Origin of the sequence: Porphyrobacter sp. MBR-155, from assembly GCF_040547625.1 — a bacterium.
Lineage (GTDB): Bacteria > Pseudomonadota > Alphaproteobacteria > Sphingomonadales > Sphingomonadaceae > Erythrobacter.
The window spans coordinates 13965-33172 of sequence record NZ_JBEPQB010000013.1 but is presented as its reverse complement, the minus strand read 5'-3'; the positions used below and the strand labels follow the sequence as shown (position 1 = coordinate 33172).

Genomic DNA, 19208 nt, shown 5'->3' with positions numbered 1-19208 from the left:
TTAGGCAGCCTTCTTCAGGTGCGGCTTGGCCATCCATTCATGGCCCTTCAGCATACCGTTCCAGTAAATCCACGGCAGCGCCTCTGACTTCAGAAGCCAGCTGAGCTTCCGCGGCTTTGTGCCGTCGATTACCCACTTCGGGAAGCTCGGAAGAAGTTTTCCATCATAACCAAATTCGGCGAGCACAATCTTTCCGCGTTCCACGGTCAGCGGGCAGGAGCCGTAGCCATCGTAATCGGCCACAGCCTGCTTTGCATCGAGCTGGGCGAGCGCATTGACCGCGACGATTGGTGCCTGTTTGCGCGCAGCCGCCATTGTCTTGGCGTTGGGCGTAGATCCCGCATCGCCGAGACCAAACACGTTGGGATAGCGAACATGCTGTAGCGTGAACTTGTCGACGTCGACAAAGCCGCTTTCGGCATTCGCGAGAGGACTGTCGGCGACGAACTGCGGGGCTACCTGCGGCGGAACCGCATGGAGCATGTCGAACTCGACCGTCTCTTCACCGGCCTCGGTTTTGAAAACGGCTTGCTTGCCGGAGCCCTCGACCGCAACGAGTGTCTGGTTGAGCTGCAAATCGATCCCGTATTTTTCGACATATTCCATCAGCGCCGGGACGTATTCCTTCACACCGAAAAGGACGCCGCCAGCGTTGCGGAATTCGACATCGATGTTGCCGAGAACGCCGCGCTCCATCCAAGCATCGCATGACAGATACATGGCCTTCTGCGGTGCACCTGCGCATTTGATAGGCATCTGCGGTTGGCTGAAGATCGCACGCCCCGATTTCAGGTTGCGCACAAGCTCCCAGGTGTAGGGTGCCAGATCGTAGCGATAATTGGATGTGACGCCGTTCTTGCCGAGTGTCTCTTCCAGCCCGTCGATCTTCTCCCAGGCGAGCCGGATGCCCGGAGCGACAATCAAAATACCGTAGGTGATCGTCGTGCCGTCGCTGAGCGTGACCTGATTGTTTTCGGGCTGGAAAGACGCGGCGGCCGTTTTCAACCAGGTCGCCTGTTTCGGCATTACGCTCGCTGTGGTGCGCTTGGTCGTTGACGCTTCGAAGACACCGCCACCGACCATCGTCCACCCGGGCTGATAATAGTGATCTTCGCTAGGCTCGACGATTGCGATATTGAGTGACGGGCGCCGCTTCAGCATGGACGATGCAGTCGCAATTCCTGCTGAACCTCCGCCGATGATGACTACTTCGTGTTTCAGGCTTCGGGCCATGACAAACTCTCCAATGTCTTTTCGTTATTCGCCAAGCCGGTCGCGCAAGCCCGACAGATCGTAGCCGACGCACTGCGCACGTTCGATGCGCGCGTCGGCAGTTTCATTCTCGACGTTGGCGAGAGCATCGAGCGTAATGGAGCGCGTGCCGGTCCGGCAGAAGGCAAGCACCTTGCCGTCCGCTTCTTCGCGGACCTTGGCGAAGGCCTTGATCGCAACCGGCGGAAACTCGCCTCCCGAAACCGGGATATGATGAAAGGCCAACCCAGCCGCTTCGGCAGCTTCCCGTATCGCAGCGACGGTGGGCTGGCTCGGCTCTTCGCTATCCGGCCTGTTGCAGATCACCGTGCGAAATCCGGCGTCGGCAAGCCCGCGCATGTCGCTCGGTTCAAGTTGAGGAGAGACGGCGAAGGTTTCGCTCACATTGGCAAGCTTCGTCATGATGCTCCTTCGAAAAGCCGGACAAAAACCATGCCGGCGAGCATGGAGACGACGAATATCGCGGCTGCAGCGGGTTCGATGACCAGAGCAGCTATGCCAGGTCCCGGACAGAGTCCCGCGATCCCCCAGCCGATACCGAACAGAGCTGCTCCGCCGACAAGGCGGGGGGTGAGATCGGATTTGGTCGGCAGGTGAAATTCGCCCGCGAAGATCGGTTCGGCTAGGCGCGGGACGATCCGCCACGCGATGGCCATGACGATGACGGCTCCGCCCATCACGAAGGCGAGGGTTGGGTCCCAATCGCCGAAGATGTCGAGAAAGCCGCGCACCCGCGCAGGGTCGGTCATTCCGCCAAGGGCAAGCCCAGCGCCGAAAAGAACGCCGGATACGATCGAGGTGAGAGCGGTTCGCATTACAACACCTCCAGCCCGAGCGCATTCATGATCGCGACTGTCGCAATGCCGGTCGCCATGAAAGTAAGCGTTGCGACGATCGAGCGGCCAGACAGACGGCTAACACCACAAACCCCATGTCCGCTGGTGCATCCACTTCCCAGGCGCGTGCCCACACCGACAGCCAATCCGGCGATCGCAAGCGTTACGGGGCTGGCGAAGCTGGCCTCGAGCCCGCCCGATGCCAGCATTACGATCAGCGCTCCTAGCGGCAGGCCGATCACGAACATCCATGCCCCGCTTCTGGCAATGCCGCTGCCGCCAAGCCCGACTGCCTTCGCGGCAAGACCGGAGACGCCGGCGATCCGGCCAAGGCCTAGCAGCATAACGGCGGCCGCCAGACCGATCAGGACGCCGCCCGCCAGGCCAGCAAGCGGCGCAGCTTCAGGAAAACTCGGGAGCATCATACCGCATTCACCGGAATCTTGATGTAGCTGACGCCGTTATCTTCGGGGTCGGGCAAGCGCCCACCACGGATGTTAACCTGCACGGAGGGCATGATGAGCTTCGGCATTGCGAGCGTCTTGTCCCGGCCGGTCCGCATCTCGACGAATTCGGCTTCGCTCACTCCATCCTTCACATGCACGTTCTCTTCGCGCTGCTGCTTGACGGTGGTTTCCCACGCGTATTCGTCACGCCCCGGCGCCTTGTAGTCGTGGCACAAGAACAGGCGCGTTTCGTCCGGAAGCGAGAGCAGCCGGCGGATCGACTGAAACAGTTGCCTTGCGTCACCACCGGGGAAATCGGCGCGAGCGGTGCCGAAATCGGGCATGAAGATCGTGTCGCCAACGAATGCCGCATCGCCGATGATGAAAGCCATATCAGCCGGCGTATGACCCGGCACGTGCAATGCGATGCCTTCCAGCTCGCCGATCTTGAAAGTCTCGCCGTCCTCGAACAGCTTATCGAACTGCGATCCGTCGCGTTCGAAATCGGTGCCTGCATTGAAGAGCTTGCCGAATACCTCCTGCACGCGGATGATATCGCGTCCGATGGCTAACTTACCGCCAAGCCGCTCCTGCAGATAGGGGGCCGCTGAGATGTGATCCGCATGCGCGTGAGTCTCAATCAGCCAAGTCACCTTCAAATTATTAGAAGTGATATACTCGATAATGCGATCGGCTGAGCCATTCGAGGTCCGACCGGACGCCGCCTCAAAGTCCAGGACCGAGTCGATTATAGCTGCCTCATCGGTCTTTGGGTCGTGCACCACGTAAGAGACCGTATTCGTTGCCTCGTCGAAAAAACCCGCGATTGAAGGGCGGAGGCACTTGTCGGCTTGTGCGCGCTCGATCTGGGAGGCGGCATTATCCAGTTTTTGATCGTCAGCCATGACCTGATCTCCATACATTTACATAAATCGTTTATATGTGTTGCTATTCGGCTGTCAAGTGGTATGAAGGCTCGATGACCCAGATGATCGAAGCGAATGTCGAGCGAGAGGCGCCTTGCGCCGGACTGCGTATCGGCGACGTCGCCCCGGACTTTTCCGCACGCAGCACAACGGGAGATATTCGCCTTTCGGATTACCGAGGGCGGTGGCTGATCTTGTTTTCGCATCCAGCCGACTTCACACCCGTGTGCACCACCGAGTTCGTGGCACTGGCCCAATCGGCCAGCGAGTTCGAACAGCGCGACTGTGCGCTTATGGCGCTCTCTGTCGATAGCCTGTTCTCGCATTTCGCCTGGTTGCGGCTAATTCGCGATCGCTACGACATCGAGGTGCGCTTTCCGATCGTGGAGGATCCGACGCTCGTGATCGGGCGCGCCTACGGCATGGTGGCACCGAACGACAACGATAGTGCGACGGTGCGGACGACATTCTTCATCGACCCGCACGGCGTCATCCGCGCGATGACCTGTTATCCCGCTAACGTTGGACGCTCGACACCCGAAATGCTGCGGACCCTAGATGCGCTTCAGGCGGTCGACGATGGACCCGTACTCGCCCCCGCTAACTGGGCACCTGGGCAAGCGCTACTGGCCCAGCCCGACGCATCGCTGGATACGGTTTTCTCCGCCGAGGGTCAGACCGACTGGTTCATGAAGGAAACGAAGCGAGGGTCTCGCAAATGACCGACGAAGAGCTTGTCGACGCCTTGAAGGCCCTCGCTCATCCCGTGCGTCTTCGCATCATGCAGGCTCTAACGGGCACGGAGCGGAACGTCGGTGAGATCGACGATGCGGCCGAGATCGGTCAGCCGACGCTATCGCAGCAGTTGGCGGTCCTGCGCAACGCGGGCCTTGTGAAGACCCGAAAGGACGCCAAGCTCGTCTATTACCGGATTGATGATGTCAGGCTTGCGAAGGTTGTCGATGCCGCGGGCAAACTTGGCGGGATATCCGCTAGGCCCATCCGGCATTCGCGCCAGCCAGCACCCGGAGTGGCCAATTTTGCGAGATTAGGATGAGCTTTTTCGTGGCTTGGTAAAGGCCTATCCTGGCATCAAGCCCGATGCCTTAGACTCGGGCCACTTGCTCAAAGCATTATCGCGATCAGCGACAAACTTGGAACGACCGCTTTCCGGTAGCTCCAATGCGAGACCGAACGACCGAAATGAGGGCGCAAAGCGGTCATCTCAGGAGTGAAAAGGTTGTGTCCTCCCCTGCCCTAAAGTCGGCCACCTCTGTTCGAATCCTCAGGCGGGACTCGAACTCACCTTAAATAATTGGGATCTTTCCGACCAATCCCGTTACGGAAGGGCTGGAGCACGCCGTTGCACTAGCGTGAGAATCCGGCTGTGAGCCACCGATCGCAGCTGGGGGCATCGCCTGATTTCGCACTGCCCGAGGATACCCCCAAAATACCCCCATAAAGGCTCCGGCTTCAAGCGAACACATGCGGACGTATACGGCTCCAAGCGGATTGGCGTGGTAGCACAACTGCTATTGAAAACAGCAATTCGAGTCGGAAATCCGGACCCATGCGAACACGAGCGAACCTATGCGGACGCTATTTCCTGGTAGCGGAGGAGGGACTCGAACCCCCGACACGCGGATTATGATTCCGCTGCTCTAACCAGCTGAGCTACTCCGCCCCATGGGCCAACGGCTGACTGGCAGCCGGATTCGCGCGGGGCAGCAGCCTCGGGCGAGGCGGGCACTTAAGGCGCGGGCCGCGCGTGGTCAAGTATTGTTGCAGCCATTGTTGCAGCCCACTCAATTACAGCCGCACCCGCCCGCGAAATCTGCACGTTTTGACCCGTTCCCACGGCCCGCCGCGATAGCGATGCAGTTCCAGCGCGGGGAAGGTAAACCGCCCCTTGGCGATCCACGGAGCAAGCACCGGCCCGAGGCTCGCCTGCAACGCACGCGCTTCGTCCTTGGCCACCTTGTTCTGAATGGTGATGTGCAGGCGCGGTTGGTGGAGATCCTGCACCGTCAGGCTACCGTGGAAATGTTCGGCAATCAGCGCCCGCAGCGCCAGCAATTGCGGCGCAGCAAGCGCGATGGCGGTGCCCTTGCCTAAATCCATCGCTCCGGTGACTGCGCCTTGTGGTGCGGCAAACTCTGCGGCCACCTTGGGCAGAAAGGCGCATAATTCATCCAGCAACGAAGGCGCAAAGGCGTGAAACAAGGTGACGTGCGCGTGGAGGTGATTTCGCTCGACCGGGAAATGCGCGCGCCTGAGGCCTTCGGCCCACGCGCCAAGGTCGGTCGGCAGCGCGGCGGTGAGGATGAAAGGGTCAGCCAAGCGTCAGTTGTTTTTGGGCTGCATGTCGCGCAGCTCTGCGGGCCTAGTGTTCATCACATCTCGCCCCGCTCGCGGCGTTTTTGTTGATCCGCCGAGGACCGCCCCTCACATCCGAGAGCATCGCGCGACTCCACAAATGCAGCGCTCATCACATCTCGCCCCGCTCGCGGCGGATGGCATACCATTTAGCGACGTTGGCGTTGTGCTCGGCCAAAGTGTCTGCGAACCAGTGCCCGCCGGTGCCGTCCGCGACCATGAACAACGCGCTGGTCTTTTCCGGGTTGAGCACTGCGGCGATGCTTTCGCGCCCCGGATTGGTGATCGGGCCTTCGGGCAGGCCGACGCGGGTATAGGTGTTGTAGCCATTGACCGCCGCGATTTCGGACTGGCGGATGCGGCGGCCCAGCGGCTTGCCCTTGGTGATCGGATAGATGATCGTGGGGTCGGCCTGCAACAGCATCCCCGTGCGCACCCGGTTGGAATAGAGCCCGGCGATCATCCGGCGTTCGTCGGGCTTGCCAGTTTCCTTTTCAACAATCGCGGCGAGGATCAGCGCGTCGCGCATCGTATCCACCGCAACATTGGGTGCGCGATTGGCCCATTCTTCGGCCAGCGCCTTGTCCATCGCCGCCTGCATCTGTTCGACGAGGCTCTGGCGCGATTGCCAGCGTTCAAACGCATAGGTATCGGGCAGGATCGATCCTTCGGGCGGCACGGCGATTTCGCCGGTTAGCAGTTCCTCGGCCATCAGCCGTTCCCACACGAGGATCGACGGCATGCCTTCTGGGATGGTCACGAACCGCCGGATCACGTCGCCCGATTGAAACGCGGAGAGAATGGCACCCTGGCTCATCCCCGGCTTAAGCAGGAATTCGCCAGCCTGAATCGGCCTGTCCGAACCAAAGATGCGCGCCTGCAACATGAAGCCCGATGCGGACGAAATCAGCCCTTCGGCTTCTAGCTTGTTTGCGACCGCCGAAACCGAGCTGCCTGCGGGGATGGTGAAGCTGGTTTCCTGCGACACCGTCGCTGACCCCATCAAACTCCACGCAAAAACCAAACCCGCCGCGACCAGCGCCAGCAGGCCCAGCAATACCAGCCGCCCGCGCTTCACCGGGTCAACCGACCTTTTGCATGATGATCGAGGCGTTGGTGCCGCCGAACCCGAAGCTGTTGTTGAGCACGGCGCGCACTTCACGCTTGCGCGCTACCAGCGGGACGAGGTCGATGCCTTCGGTGCCATCATCGGGATCGTGCAGGTTCAGCGTCGGCGGCACGATCTGATCGCGCATCGCGAGGATGCAGAAAATCGCCTCAACCGCGCCCGCGCCGCCGAGCAGGTGGCCGATTGCGCTCTTGGTAGAGCTCATCGATGCGCCGCCGAGATCGTCACCGAGCACGCGTTTAACCGCGGCGAGTTCGATCGTATCGGCCATGGTCGAGGTGCCGTGGGCGTTGACGTAATCAATATCGCCCGGCCCAAGGCCCGCTTTCTTCAACGCCATCCGCATTGCGAGTTCCGCACCGCGGCCTTCGGGATGCGGGGCGGTGACGTGATAGGCATCGCCTGACAGGCCGTATCCGGTGACTTCGGCATAGATTTTCGCACCGCGGGCCTTGGCGCGTTCATATTCTTCCAGCACCACAACGCCCGCGCCTTCGCCCATCACGAATCCATCGCGGGCCTTGTCATAGGGGCGGCTGGCTTCGGTCGGGCGGTCATTCATGCTCATGTTGAGCGCGCGCGCCTGCGCAAACCCGGCGATCCCGAGCGGGTTGATGGTGCCTTCCGCGCCGCCAGCCAGCATCACATCGGCATCATCGGCAGCAATCATCCGTGCCGCATCGCCAATCGAATGCGCGCCGGTGGAACAGGCTGTCACCACCGCGTGGTTTGGCCCCATAAAGCCGTATTTGATTTGAACCTGCCCGGTAATGAGGTTGATCAGGCGGCCGTGCACAAAGTGCGGCGATACGCGCGAAGGGCCGCGTTCGTGCAGGTTGACGCTTTCGATCTCGATCCCAGGAAGGCCACCGATACCCGAACCGATCGAACAGCCGGTGCGTTCCTTTTCGGCCTGCGTCATGTCGGTCAGGCCGGCATCTTCCAACGCCTGCCCGGCGGCATCAATGCCGTAGATAATGAACGGATCGACCTGGCGCTGAACCTTGTGATCGACCCGCAAATCGGGGTCAAAGCCCCACGGATGATCCTTGCCCTTCACTTCGCAGGCGATGGTGCATTTCTGGTTGGAGGCATCGAAACGGGTGATTTGCCCCGCCCCGCTTTCCCCTGCGATCAGATTTGCCCAAGTCGTTTCGACATCGGCCCCCAGCGGGGTGACGAGGCCAAGCCCGGTTACAACCACACGGCGCATTTGCATTCTCCGAAAAAACAACAGGCCCAACCCGTGAAGGGCTGAGCCTGTCTGATCCCTGCGACTTCAACGGGCAAACTGCCCGGTCAAAGACCGGCCCTTCGACAAGCTCAGGGCAAACGGGCTATCAAAAGAGCCTTAGCCCTTGTGTTCTTCGATGTATTTGGTCGCATCACCAACAGTGGTGATCTTCTCAGCCGCATCGTCGGGGATTTCGACACCGAATTCCTCTTCGAAGGCCATCACCAGTTCGACGATGTCGAGGCTGTCAGCGCCCAGATCATCAATGAAGCTGGCGTCCTGAGTTACCTTCTCAGCTTCCACGCCGAGATGTTCGACGACAATCTTGGCCACCCGATCGGCAGTATCGCTCATGTTATTCCCTCTTGAACTGGGGTTAGAAAAACTCGGTTCTGCCCTAATCAACGGCGCGGGCAAGCGCAAGTGGGCATGACAGATCGCTGTCAGGCGCCGTCCTTCTTGGGTGGTTCAACCACGCGCAGGTGCAGTTCGCGCAAGGATCGCGGCTCGGCAGGCGTCGGCGCGCCCATCAGCAGGTCTTCGGCGCGCTGGTTCATCGGGAACAGCGAGATTTCGCGCAGGTTCTTGACCCCGCATAGCAGCATCACGATGCGGTCAACGCCCGCAGCCATCCCACCATGCGGCGGCGCACCATATTGGAATGCGCGGTACATCCCGCCAAACCGTTCTTCCACATCCGCCTTGGAAAGCCCGACGATTTCAAACGCCTTGACCATTGTTTCAGGCATGTGATTGCGGATCGAGCCTGAGGCGATTTCATAGCCGTTGCAGACCAGATCATATTGAAACGCCTTCAACGTCAGCGGGTCTTGCCCGTTCAGCGCGTCAAGCCCGCCCCGCGGCATCGAGAACGGGTTGTGCGAAAAGTCGACCTTTTTCTCGTCTTCGTTCCATTCGTAAAATGGGAAATCGACGATCCAGGCAAAGGCGAAGGCGTTTTCGTCGATCAGGCCCAATTCCTCGCCCACGCGGATGCGCGCCGCACCAGCCAGCTTGGCTGCGTCGGCTTCCTTGCCCGCAGCGAAAAACAGACCGTCATTATCGCCAAGGCCGAGTTCGGCATAAAGATCAGCCATGCGATCCGCGCCGTGGTTCTTGGCAATCGGCCCACCAAATTCGCCCGCTTTTCTGGTGACATATCCAAGGCCCGCGAAGCCTTCTCGCCGCGCCCATTCATTCATGTCGTCAAAGAACTTGCGGCTCTTTTCGTGGGTGCCAGGTGCCGGGATCACCCGCACCACCCCGCCCCCGTCGATGATTTTCTCGAACAGGCCGAAACCGCTTTGGGTGAAATGGCTTGAGACATCACTGATGATCAGCGGGTTGCGCAGATCGGGCTTGTCGCTGCCATATTTCAGCATCGCCTCATCATAGGCAATGCGCGGGAACTGGCCTGCGGGCGTCACTGCTTTGCCGTTCGCAAACGCTTCGAAGGTGCCTGCGATCACCGGCTCCATCGTCTCCCACACTTCTTCCTGGGTGACGAAGCTCATTTCCAGATCGAGCTGGTAAAACTCGCCCGGCAAGCGGTCAGCGCGCGGGTCTTCGTCGCGGAAACACGGCGCGATCTGGAAATAGCGATCAAACCCCGCGACCATCAGCAATTGCTTATATTGCTGCGGCGCCTGGGGAAGCGCGTAGAACTTGCCCGCATGAATACGGCTCGGCACGAGGAAATCGCGCGCGCCTTCGGGCGAGGAAGCGGTCAGGATCGGAGTGGAAAACTCGTTGAACCCCGCCGCCGTCATCCGCGCGCGGATATCGGAAACCACCGCCACGCGGGTCATGATGTTGTTGTGCAGCGTTTCGCGCCGCAGATCGAGGAAACGGTATTTCAGCCGCACGTCTTCAGGGTAAGGCTGTTCATCGGCAACCGGCAGCGGCAGTTCCTCCGCCGCGCTCTGCACCGTGATGCTGCGCGCATAAACTTCGACTTCGCCGGTAGCGAGGCGCGGATTTACTGTCTCAGCCGATCGCGCTTTGACCTCGCCTTCGATGGTGATGACCGATTCCACCCGCAACCGATCAAGCACCGCCAGCGCGGGCGAATCCGCATCGGCAACGATCTGCGTGATACCGTAATGATCGCGCAGATCGACGAACAACAACCCGCCAAAATCGCGCTTGCGGTGAACCCAGCCCGAAAGGCGGACGGTTTCACCGACGTGAGCGGAAGAAAGCTGTGCGCAAGTATGCGTGCGGTAAAGATGCATCTAAACTCTTGTCCTGTCCGAGGCTATGACGCTAGGGCGCCGGGGCAACCGGAACTGGCCTGCCGTATCCGGGGCCGCATCCGGGCCATTACCGGCGCGCTAACAGGGGAACCCTTGCGCTTTGTCAAGCGGCGCGAGGGTTATGTGGGATTAATCCCGAGGGCGGCACTCCGCCCCAATGAGCAAAGAGACGATGAAAATACATCCACTGATTACCACCACCGACGCGCTGACCGAACTGTGCGAACGCCTCGCCAAATCCGAATTTGTCGCGGTCGACACCGAATTCATGCGCGAAAACACCTATTGGCCCGAACTGTGCTTGGTGCAGATCGGCAATAACGAAGAAGCCGCCGCGGTCGATCCGATGGCACCGGGGATAGATCTGAAACCCCTGCTCGATCTGATGTGCGACAATGAAGATGTGCTGAAAGTGTTTCACGCGGGCGGGCAGGACGTTGAAATCATCGTCAACCTGACCGGAAAGACCCCGCACCCGATTTTCGACACCCAAATCGCGATGATGGCGATCAGCCAGTCGGAACAGATCGGCTATGCCAACCTGGTCGAAACATGGATGGGACTGACCATCGACAAGGGCGCGCGCTTCACCGATTGGAGCCGCCGCCCGTTGACCGAACGGCAGATCGAATATGCAATCGGCGATGTTACCCACCTTGCCACCATCTTCCCGCGCATCCTGAAAAAACTGATCAAGACCGGGCGCGGATTGTGGCTGAATGCCGAGATGGAAAAGCTGGCCGATCCGTCCAATTACATCACCGATCCCGCCGTGGCGTGGAAACGCATCCGCCAGGCGGGCCGCAATCCGCAAGTGCTGGGCCGGATGAAGGCGCTGGCCGGATGGCGTGAGGCCGAAGCGCAGCATAAAAATATCCCACGCGGGCGGATCATGCGCGATGAAACGCTGGCCGATATCGCCGGGCACCCGCCCAAATCGCAGAGCGATCTCGCCAAGGTGCGCGGGCTGTCACCGGCATGGAAAGACAATGACATCGGCAAGCGGTTGATGAAGGTGCTGGCTGAGGCCGAGCCGCTGCCCAAGGATGAAATGCCCGAAAAGATCAATCACGGCGCGCCGCTGGGCAAGGAAGGCGCGCTGGTGGCCGATCTATTGAAACTGTTGCTGAAAATCCGAGCGCGCGAAATCGACGTCGCCCCGCGCCTGCTGACCCGCGCGGACGAGATGGAATCGCTGGCTGCCGGGGTGCGCGATCTGCCGGTGCTGCAAGGCTGGCGGTTCGAGGTGTTCGGCAAGGATGCGCTTGATCTGGTCGAAGGCAAGTTGGCGTTTGCGGTGGAGCGCGGCAAGCTCAAGATGACCCATATTGATGACGTGGTGATTGCAGAGGCAGACGTGCCGGACACATTGGCGGCGGAATAACAGTAAGCGGATGTCCACCTACCTCCCCACCATCAAGCAGTTGCAATACCTCGTCGCGCTGCATGAACACGGCCATTTCGGCAAAGCGGCAGAGGCGAGCTTCGTGTCGCAATCCACGCTATCGGCCGGCATTCGCGAACTGGAATCGCTGCTGGGCGTAACGCTGGTCGAACGTTCGCGCCGGGTGGTGCGGTTTACTGCACTGGGCGAACAGGTGGTGGCCAAGGCCAACCGCCTTCTGCGTGAGGCCGAGGAGCTTTCAGACCTGGTGCAGGCATCGGGCAAGCCACTTGTGGGCGAATTGCGCATGAGCGTGATCCCCACCATCGCCCCTTTCATGCTGCCGCGCGTGCTGCCGCGCCTGCGCCGCGAACGGCCCGAATTGAAGCTGCTGCTGCGCGAAGAAACCAGCCACGATGCGCTTGAATCGCTGCATCACGGACGGGTCGATTGCGTGCTGCTGGCGCTGCCGTTTGATATTGGCGACGCGGCGTGCGCACATATTGCCGATGACCGGCTGTTCATTGCCTTCCCCAAAGACGACCCGCGCGATCCCCCGGCAAGCGTGAAGCCCGAAATGATCGATCAGGGACGGCTGATGTTGCTGGAGGATGGCCACTGCCTGCGCGATCACGCGCTCGCGGCGTGTTCGCGCAGCGAATTGCGGGCGAGCGCGGCGATGATCGGCACGTCGCTGCACACGCTGGTGCAACTGGTCGACAATGATCTGGGCGTGACGATGTTGCCCGAAATGGCGCTGAAAGCAGGCATCTTGAACGGCACGCAAGTGGTCGCGCGGCCCGTGGACAGCCCCACCGCCAAGCGCGAGATTGTTCTAGTATGGCGCAAAAACAGCCCGCGTGAAGGCGATTTTGAACTGCTCGCCGAAGAACTGCGGGCGGGTTGAGCGGCAGAAAACTTGGCTGAGGTGCCGAACCGCTGGATTTCTTCTGCGCGATTCCGTTGCTAGTCCCAAAGTGGTGTCAGCCGTCCGCGCAGCGTTCCACCGAGACCAGCCAGGCTGTTTCAGGAAATTGCAGCGGCAAGCTAATGCCCGCCAGACGCAGCGCGCGTCCGGAAAGGGTGAAACCATCAGTATAACGCTGGGGAACCGATAGTTCCGCGAGCGCCCGTTTGCGCCATGGCGCAACCAGCCCCACCCGGTAGAGGGCATCATCCTCCAAACCGGCAAAGCGGATGCGCGGCATGTCATATGTGTCTGCCTGACGTGTCTGGGCGATCAGCGCCAGGCCCCTGCCCTGCTGCATCGCCAGCATGGCATGGACGCCGCCGCCGGACGGCGCGAGTTGCCACAATTGCCCCTGATGCAGAACGTCGCGCCACTGCTTGTAAACCGCGATGTGCGCGGCCAGACAATCCCGGTCCGCCGCCGACATCGCTCCGGGGTCAGCCTCCACCCCCATGTGGCCGAACATCGCCACCTTGGCGCGGAAATCCATCGACACCTGCCTGCCGGTAATCGGGTTGGGACTGGGGCCGACATGGTTTCCGGCAATGCGCAAAGGCAGAAAATCAAACCAGCCGGCATTGATCCGCAGCCGTTCGATCGGATCATTATTGTCGCTCGCCCAATAACGGCTGCAACGGCGCAGAATCTCGAAATCCACCCGACCGCCGCCGCTCGCGCAGGTTTCAATCTCGACATCGGGATGCGCGGCGCGCAGCCGATCAAGCAAGGCGTAGAGCGCGATAACATGCGCATGGCCCTTCCCGGCCAGCGGGAACAGGTCGCGATTGTGATCCCATTTGAGATAGGCGATGGCGTGGTCGGTCAACAGCCTGCTCAATTGCGCGAACAGGTGATCGGTTACCGGCGACAGGGTGAGATCGAGCACAAGCTGGCCGCGCTGGGTTGCGCGCGGGTGGCCGGGCAGATGCAGACACCAGTCGGGATGGGCGCGATATAAATCACTGTCCGGGCTAATCATTTCAGGTTCGACCCACAGGCCAAAATCCATGCCCAGAGCGTGGACATGGCTGATCAACGGCCCAAGCCCATCGGGAAATATCCCGGCATCAGCGACCCAATCACCAAGACTGGTGGTATCGTCACGCCGCCCGGCAAACCAGCCATCGTCGAGCACGAAGCGTTCGACCCCCAAGGCGGCCGCGTTGTCTGCGAGTGCCTTCAACTTCGGCAGGCTCTGGTCGAACGCCAGCGCTTCCCAGCTGTTGAGGTGAACCTTGCGCGGCCGAGACACCACCTGTGCGGGCACCACCGCGTTCAGCGCATGGGCATGAAACGCCTGACGTAGTGCGGCGACCCCGGTGCTGCTGACCGCGACCAACGCGCATGGGGCGGTAAAGACCTCGTCCGGCGCCAACATGATCTCGCCGGGCTCCAGCCGCGCCGCCATCGTCAGCGTCGCGTCGCCATCGGCGTTGCGCTCAACGCTCAGCGTGTGATCGCCGATCCACGCCAGATGCGCAGCGATGGCATCGCCATGCTGTTCGCCAGCATCATCCGATTCGATCCTAATCCAGTTCCCGCCGCCAAAGCCGGGCCGCCCACCATAGGAAGCGCTTGCGATCATCCCCTGATCCAGCGCCACGCGCTGCTGTTGCATTTCAGCCGACCACCGGCCCGCAAACCGCACAACATGCGCCGCCCATCCGGGCAGTGGCAGCGACAGCGACGCGATAGCCACCAGTCCCAGCGATTCGGTCGAGAGGTTGGCAAGCCGGGTCGAAACCGCGATGATCCCGCTTGGCTGGATTGCAAGTTCGATCTCCACGGACACGCCAAGTGCATCATCGCGGTGGATCAGGCACAGCCGGTTCGCAGTCTGACTAATTTCCGCAAGCGCCATTTCAAGCGATAGCGGGTGGCCCGCGCGCTGGAGGACGATGGCAGGGGCAGCAAGGTGCCCATCTCCAGCATAGGGTAGCAGCGATCTCGGGGCTGGCCGATCTGGCTGCGAAGCGTGGCGCCCGCGCTGCATCGCGTCGCACAACGCGGCAATATCTTCGCCGTGCGGCAGCGATTCCCCAATATAGACCAGCTCAGCCGCCGCTGCGCGCAGATCAAAAATCAGGCCCACGCTATGGGCATCAAGGCGCACAAAGGGAGGGAGACTAGGCATCGGTCTGAGTTACTCTTGAAGGAGGAGCACATGGCCTAACAGGCCTGCGCTTGATCTAACCTTGTCAGCCCGACATGAGCAAGAAAAGGGCGTAAGCTTGGGCTGTTGGCACAATGCACAGTAAAGGCTGGCCGGTTCGCGGTGTTCTTGACGATAAGCCTGACGATCAGGTTGGCAACCTGCGTGAAACTGTGCAGCATCGCAGGCAAGCGCATTGAACCGGGCATGGAGATATTTGTGGTTGCTGGCGAAGTGATCCGGCTGAATGCCGCTGGGTGGAGCGCCGATATCCTTCCTGAAACGGGGGGTGCGATTGCATCGCTTTGCCATGAGGGACAGCCGGTGTTGCGCAGCGCCGGCCCCGACGTGGACGATGTTCTGGATTGCGCCAGCTTTTCGATGATCCCGTTCGCCAACCGCATTGGCAATGCAGATTTGCGTTTCGGGGATCAGGTGTTGCCGTTGGTGCCTGACCCGGCGGCCCTGCCGCACGCCCTGCATGGCCATGGCTGGCGCGTGGTCTGGGCAGTCAAGCGAGAGTCCCCTAGCGAGGCCGTCCTGGCAATTGACCATGCCGGCCGTGACGCGCGCAGCAACCGCGGGTGGCCGTGGGCGTATCATGCGGAACAGCGCATCACAATTGGCCCTGGCGGTCTCAGCATCGCGCTGGCAGTCACCAACCGCGACCCGGTTGCGAACATGCCGTGCGGCACTGGCATCCATCCCTATTTCGCCCGCCGCCCGGATAGCGCGATCCAGGCAGCCGCGACCACGATGTGGGCCAGTCGCGCGGATGGACTGGCGATCGAACAGGTTCGGTCGGATATTTTCAGCTCCGGGCAAGGTGTCCCGGTCACGCAGATCGAAGGATTGGACAATTATTTCCCCTGCGCCGGTCCGGTGACGGTTCTGGGCGGGGATCGTCCGATCATGGTCGGGGGTGATGGCATGGCTGGCGTCCACATCTATGTGCCACGCGGCCAGGATTATTTCTGCGTCGAGCCGGTCAGCCATGCACCGAACGCCTTTGGGCGGGGTAAATATGGCGCGGCGGACATCATCGCGCCGGGCGCAACCAAGCGTTGGCGATGGGGCATCAGTATCAGTGAAGAAGGATTGTCCCGGAACAGTGGCAGCGGCAAAGATCCGCAGCTCAGCGAATGACATTTCCCGCGCCGATCGGTTGCAAGCCTCGAAGGCAGGTTTGGCCGGGCCTGATCGTAATTCGAAAGAACAACCGGGGCAAAGCGCTGCCTTGCCCCGGTTGGCTTCAGGTTCAGAATGTGCCGCGAACACCAACGGCCCATCGCGCACCAGTGTCGATGAAATCGAGCACCTGATTGTCGAAACGGCCGGTGGTGATGTTTTTCTCGCTGGTGATGTTGATCCCTTCAACAAACACCTGCGCATATTGGTTCACATCGTAACTGGCCCGCACGTCCCATTGATCAAACGTGCGCCGGAACACTGGATCACCACCTTCGCCCGGGGTCACGAGACTTTCAAGGAAGCGTTCGCGACGGTTATAGGCGACCCGCGCTGAAATGCCTCCCTTTTCATAGAACACCGATGCGTTCTGCGAATCTCCCAAACCCTCAAGTGCAAAGGAGATGTCATCCGAGTCCTGATCGAAAGTCGCATTACTGCCAACAAACGTTGCGTTCACCTGCGCGCCAAAGCCACTCAGCAGGCCCGGCAACCAATCGAACGTATGCACCACATTCAATTCGATCCCGCGAACGTTGGCAGTATCCGCATTGCGCGGCCGGCGAACGCTGAAGGTTGCCTCGTTAGGGCCGGTGATAAATCCGCCCACCGGAAGGTTGCCCGCATTGGCAATGGTTATGACTTCATTTTCGCGTGTCTGAACGATGAAGTCGCGAACATTCTTGTAGAACGCTGCGGCGGCAATCGTGGTCGTCCGGCTGGGATACCATTCCAGCGAAAGGTCGAAATTGTTTGACGTATAAGGCCGCAACGCCGGGTTTCCGCCGCTGGCATTCAGGCTGGCTGGTCGCAAGACATCGAAGTTGGTCCGGGGTGCCAGATCCTGAACCTGCGGCCGCGTCAACGTGCGCGAAGCGGACAGCCGTGCGACCACGTCCGCGCCCAGATCAACCCTTGCATTGAGGTTAGGCAGGAAGAAGTCATAGCTCGAACTCTCGGTGCGTGCCAAGGGTTGCCCCCCATTGGCGAATACGCCCTGAAAAATCGTTACGTCGCCGGTTACAGGGAGCAGATCAATCAGGTCGAGCTGCTGTCCCGAAGCGGTCAGTTCAGTGTGCACATAACGCGCGCCAATATTGATAAACCACGGCAAGCCGCCCAGCGTGGCGCGGAAATCGGCATCAATATAGCCCGCATAGACGTTCTCGTTTATCCGGAAAGAGTTAGGCTGCACTACTGCATCGAACCCGTTGGTTGATGCGAGCCGCGCCGCGGTCGTCCCTGGGGTAAGTCCGAGAGCAGTATCCAGCGCAGCGGCAGCACCTGCGCTTTCAAGGAAGGCGAAGTAGGCTTCGGAATCGAAGGTCTGGAAATTGGTCGGCACAGTGCCCGAACTGCCCAGGAAAGTACCCAGACCGAAAGGTTGCAACAAGGGGTCGGTCACCGACGTATTATATCCGCAGAAAACGCAGACGGTGTTGGGATCGGTGGCGATCGTCTGGCTGTTTTTCTTGCGGCGGGTATGCACCCCGCCAAAGCGCACCTTGTCTAGCGCCCCGCCATCTGATTCCCACTCGGTATCAAGCTTGTACTCGAGAACGCGTTCGGCTTCGCTGTTGCCTTGCCGTAAAGCAATATGAGTGCGCCCGATCGTAGGGTCGGTCAGATCGGCGGTATGGCCGAATACTGATGGGAAGCCGCCGCCCACAGCCTGTTCAAAGCTGTATTGGCTCGCTGCCCCGATAACCGCGAAATGGTTGCGCCCACCCGCAGAATCCGTGGCGCGAGACCACGACACATCGGCCATGACCTTGAGTTGATCGGTTGCCATCCATTCGGTGTTGAAACCAACCGCTCGGGTCTTGGTGAAGCGGTTGTTCGAGGTGGAGATGAAATCGGCAAATCCGTTGGTGGTCAGCGATGTGACGGTGCGGTTTTCGTCGATTTCTGCCGCGACAAAGGCTGACGGTTCAAACCAGTTGCCCAATGAGCGGACTTGCGAATTGACATCAAACTGGTTGTACAGCCCATCCAGTGTGAAGGTTAGGTTGGCGTCGGGGCGATACTGCGCGGTGACATTGGCGCCAAACCGTTCGCGATTCTGTTCGTCGCTGCCAACATCCTGATTGCGCGGCGTGAAAACATTGGTGAACAGCGGAGCATTGACCGGCCCGATGGTTGAACCGGGAATATAACCGCGGTTCTGAGTGAAGTTGATCAGGGCATCGCGTTCCTGATAGGAGACCGAAGCCAGAACGCCGAAGGTGTCGCCGCCAAAGGTAGTGCTGACAAGGCCGAAAAGCTGCGGCGAAACATCATCACTGTTGTCTTCATAATTGCCTTTGGCAGAAGCCACCGCTTTGAAACCGCCGATGTCGAGTGGACGCGGCGTACGGATATTGATCGTCGCCCCAATCCCGCCGTCTTGCAGCGATGCCTGCGAGCTTTTGTAAACGTCTGCGCCACTGATCAGTTCTGCCGCGAGCAGATCGAAACTGAATTCGCGGCCAGTGTTGTCGCTGGCAAAAGTCCGCCCATTGACCAGCACTGTATTGAATTGCGGGCCGAACCCGCGAACGGTGACGAACTGGCCTTCGCCGCCGTTGCGGTCGATCGAAACGCCAGGAATGCGCTGAAGCGATTCAGCCACGTTCGAATCGGGGAATTTACCGAGATCCTCCGACGTGATCGAATCGAGAATAACCATTGCTTCACGCTTGCGGTCAGCCGAGGCGCTAAGACTGCTGCGAATACCGGTGACGATGATTTCATCGGCCGTATTGCCCGACGAGATGGAATCCTGCGCCGCTGCCGGAGCAGCATGGGCGATTGCACACAATGCAAGAACGCTTGTTCCCCCTAGGCCAATGCGCTGTATTTTTTTCGCAATTCGGCTGTGTTGTTTTACAGACATGCTTATCCTCTCCCTCGTATTTTTTTGACCACTGAGCTCCGGCTTGCAGCACAAAAATTGCGCGGCTGGCCGCAAACGGAGATTGCAAATGGCGCAAAAGCCATATTATATGATTTATAAGATAATTAAAAGTCCCTATTCTCTGCGCTGCGTCAATTGTACATT

At 60.1% G+C, this 19208-nt stretch carries 17 protein-coding genes and 1 tRNA gene; 5 read left to right on the top strand and 13 right to left on the bottom strand.

Annotated elements, in window-relative coordinates; all coding sequences use genetic code 11:
* Genes ABIE62_RS13275 through ABIE62_RS13255 form a run of 5 tightly spaced genes read right to left on the bottom strand, consistent with a single transcriptional unit; the run spans nucleotide 1 to nucleotide 3459 of the window.
* Complete coding sequence (locus tag ABIE62_RS13275; RefSeq protein ID WP_119083562.1) at nucleotides 1-1233, bottom strand: NAD(P)/FAD-dependent oxidoreductase; 1233 nt, start codon at nucleotides 1231-1233, stop codon at nucleotides 1-3.
* A gap of 24 nt (nucleotides 1234-1257) precedes the next feature.
* Nucleotides 1258-1674, bottom strand: coding sequence for a protein tyrosine phosphatase family protein (locus ABIE62_RS13270; protein WP_170004117.1), 417 nt, complete (start codon nucleotides 1672-1674; stop codon nucleotides 1258-1260).
* Nucleotides 1671-2087, bottom strand: coding sequence for a DUF6691 family protein (locus ABIE62_RS13265; RefSeq protein WP_170004114.1), 417 nt, complete (start codon nucleotides 2085-2087; stop codon nucleotides 1671-1673). The genes ABIE62_RS13270 and ABIE62_RS13265 overlap by 4 nt, the downstream gene beginning before the upstream one ends.
* On the bottom strand, nucleotides 2087-2533 hold the full coding sequence (locus ABIE62_RS13260; protein ID WP_222828211.1) for a YeeE/YedE family protein: 447 nt from the start codon (nucleotides 2531-2533) through the stop codon (nucleotides 2087-2089). The genes ABIE62_RS13265 and ABIE62_RS13260 overlap by 1 nt, the downstream gene beginning before the upstream one ends.
* Entirely contained in the window at nucleotides 2530-3459 is a 930-nt protein-coding gene (locus ABIE62_RS13255) for an MBL fold metallo-hydrolase (protein ID WP_222828210.1), read from the bottom strand. The genes ABIE62_RS13260 and ABIE62_RS13255 overlap by 4 nt, the downstream gene beginning before the upstream one ends.
* 74 nt (nucleotides 3460-3533) lie before the next feature.
* On the opposite strand from ABIE62_RS13255, the gene ABIE62_RS13250 reads away from it, so the two are divergent.
* Complete coding sequence (locus ABIE62_RS13250) at nucleotides 3534-4202, top strand: peroxiredoxin (protein ID WP_265557477.1); 669 nt, start codon at nucleotides 3534-3536, stop codon at nucleotides 4200-4202.
* Complete coding sequence (locus tag ABIE62_RS13245) at nucleotides 4199-4537, top strand: ArsR/SmtB family transcription factor (RefSeq protein ID WP_170004108.1); 339 nt, start codon at nucleotides 4199-4201, stop codon at nucleotides 4535-4537. Before ABIE62_RS13250 ends, ABIE62_RS13245 begins: the two co-directional genes overlap by 4 nt.
* 550 nt (nucleotides 4538-5087) lie before the next feature.
* Here the strand turns inward: ABIE62_RS13245 and ABIE62_RS13240 are convergent.
* The 6 genes from ABIE62_RS13240 to aspS all read right to left on the bottom strand — a co-directional run bounded on the left by ABIE62_RS13240 (nucleotide 5088) and on the right by aspS (nucleotide 10453).
* Nucleotides 5088-5164 (bottom strand) — tRNA-Met (locus ABIE62_RS13240).
* A 125-nt stretch (nucleotides 5165-5289) separates the two neighbouring features.
* On the bottom strand, nucleotides 5290-5820 hold the full coding sequence (locus tag ABIE62_RS13235; RefSeq protein WP_354326736.1) for a 2'-5' RNA ligase family protein: 531 nt from the start codon (nucleotides 5818-5820) through the stop codon (nucleotides 5290-5292).
* Nucleotides 5821-5968: 148 nt separating this feature from the next.
* A complete protein-coding gene (gene mltG, locus ABIE62_RS13230; protein ID WP_354326735.1) occupies nucleotides 5969-6934 on the bottom strand; it encodes an endolytic transglycosylase MltG in 966 nt (321 codons plus the stop codon).
* A gap of 4 nt (nucleotides 6935-6938) precedes the next feature.
* Nucleotides 6939-8198: a beta-ketoacyl-ACP synthase II gene (fabF, locus tag ABIE62_RS13225; RefSeq protein WP_354326734.1), complete on the bottom strand. Its 1260-nt coding sequence runs from the start codon at nucleotides 8196-8198 to the stop codon at nucleotides 6939-6941.
* A gap of 138 nt (nucleotides 8199-8336) precedes the next feature.
* The gene (locus ABIE62_RS13220; protein WP_068351714.1) at nucleotides 8337-8573 is read right to left on the bottom strand and encodes an acyl carrier protein; all 237 of its coding nucleotides are present in this window, start codon (nucleotides 8571-8573) and stop codon (nucleotides 8337-8339) included.
* 89 nt (nucleotides 8574-8662) lie between these two features.
* Complete coding sequence (aspS, locus tag ABIE62_RS13215; protein WP_354326732.1) at nucleotides 8663-10453, bottom strand: aspartate--tRNA ligase; 1791 nt, start codon at nucleotides 10451-10453, stop codon at nucleotides 8663-8665.
* 193 nt (nucleotides 10454-10646) lie between these two features.
* Here aspS and rnd point away from each other — a divergent pair, with 193 nt between their 5' ends.
* Together rnd and ABIE62_RS13205 are read left to right on the top strand one after the other, a co-directional pair.
* Nucleotides 10647-11858, top strand: coding sequence for a ribonuclease D (gene rnd / locus ABIE62_RS13210; RefSeq protein WP_354326730.1), 1212 nt, complete (start codon nucleotides 10647-10649; stop codon nucleotides 11856-11858).
* Between the two features lie 10 nt (nucleotides 11859-11868).
* Complete coding sequence (locus ABIE62_RS13205; RefSeq protein WP_354326729.1) at nucleotides 11869-12765, top strand: hydrogen peroxide-inducible genes activator; 897 nt, start codon at nucleotides 11869-11871, stop codon at nucleotides 12763-12765.
* Nucleotides 12766-12841: 76 nt separating this feature from the next.
* Here ABIE62_RS13205 and ABIE62_RS13200 read toward each other — a convergent pair whose 3' ends face one another.
* Complete coding sequence (locus ABIE62_RS13200; RefSeq protein ID WP_354326727.1) at nucleotides 12842-14962, bottom strand: alpha-galactosidase; 2121 nt, start codon at nucleotides 14960-14962, stop codon at nucleotides 12842-12844.
* Nucleotides 14963-15187: 225 nt separating this feature from the next.
* Here ABIE62_RS13200 and ABIE62_RS13195 point away from each other — a divergent pair, with 225 nt between their 5' ends.
* Nucleotides 15188-16126: an aldose epimerase family protein gene (locus tag ABIE62_RS13195; protein WP_354326787.1), complete on the top strand. Its 939-nt coding sequence runs from the start codon at nucleotides 15188-15190 to the stop codon at nucleotides 16124-16126.
* Between the two features lie 112 nt (nucleotides 16127-16238).
* Here ABIE62_RS13195 and ABIE62_RS13190 read toward each other — a convergent pair whose 3' ends face one another.
* The gene (locus ABIE62_RS13190; RefSeq protein WP_354326726.1) at nucleotides 16239-18968 is read right to left on the bottom strand and encodes a TonB-dependent receptor; all 2730 of its coding nucleotides are present in this window, start codon (nucleotides 18966-18968) and stop codon (nucleotides 16239-16241) included.
* Nucleotides 18969-19208: the final 240 nt, after the last annotated feature.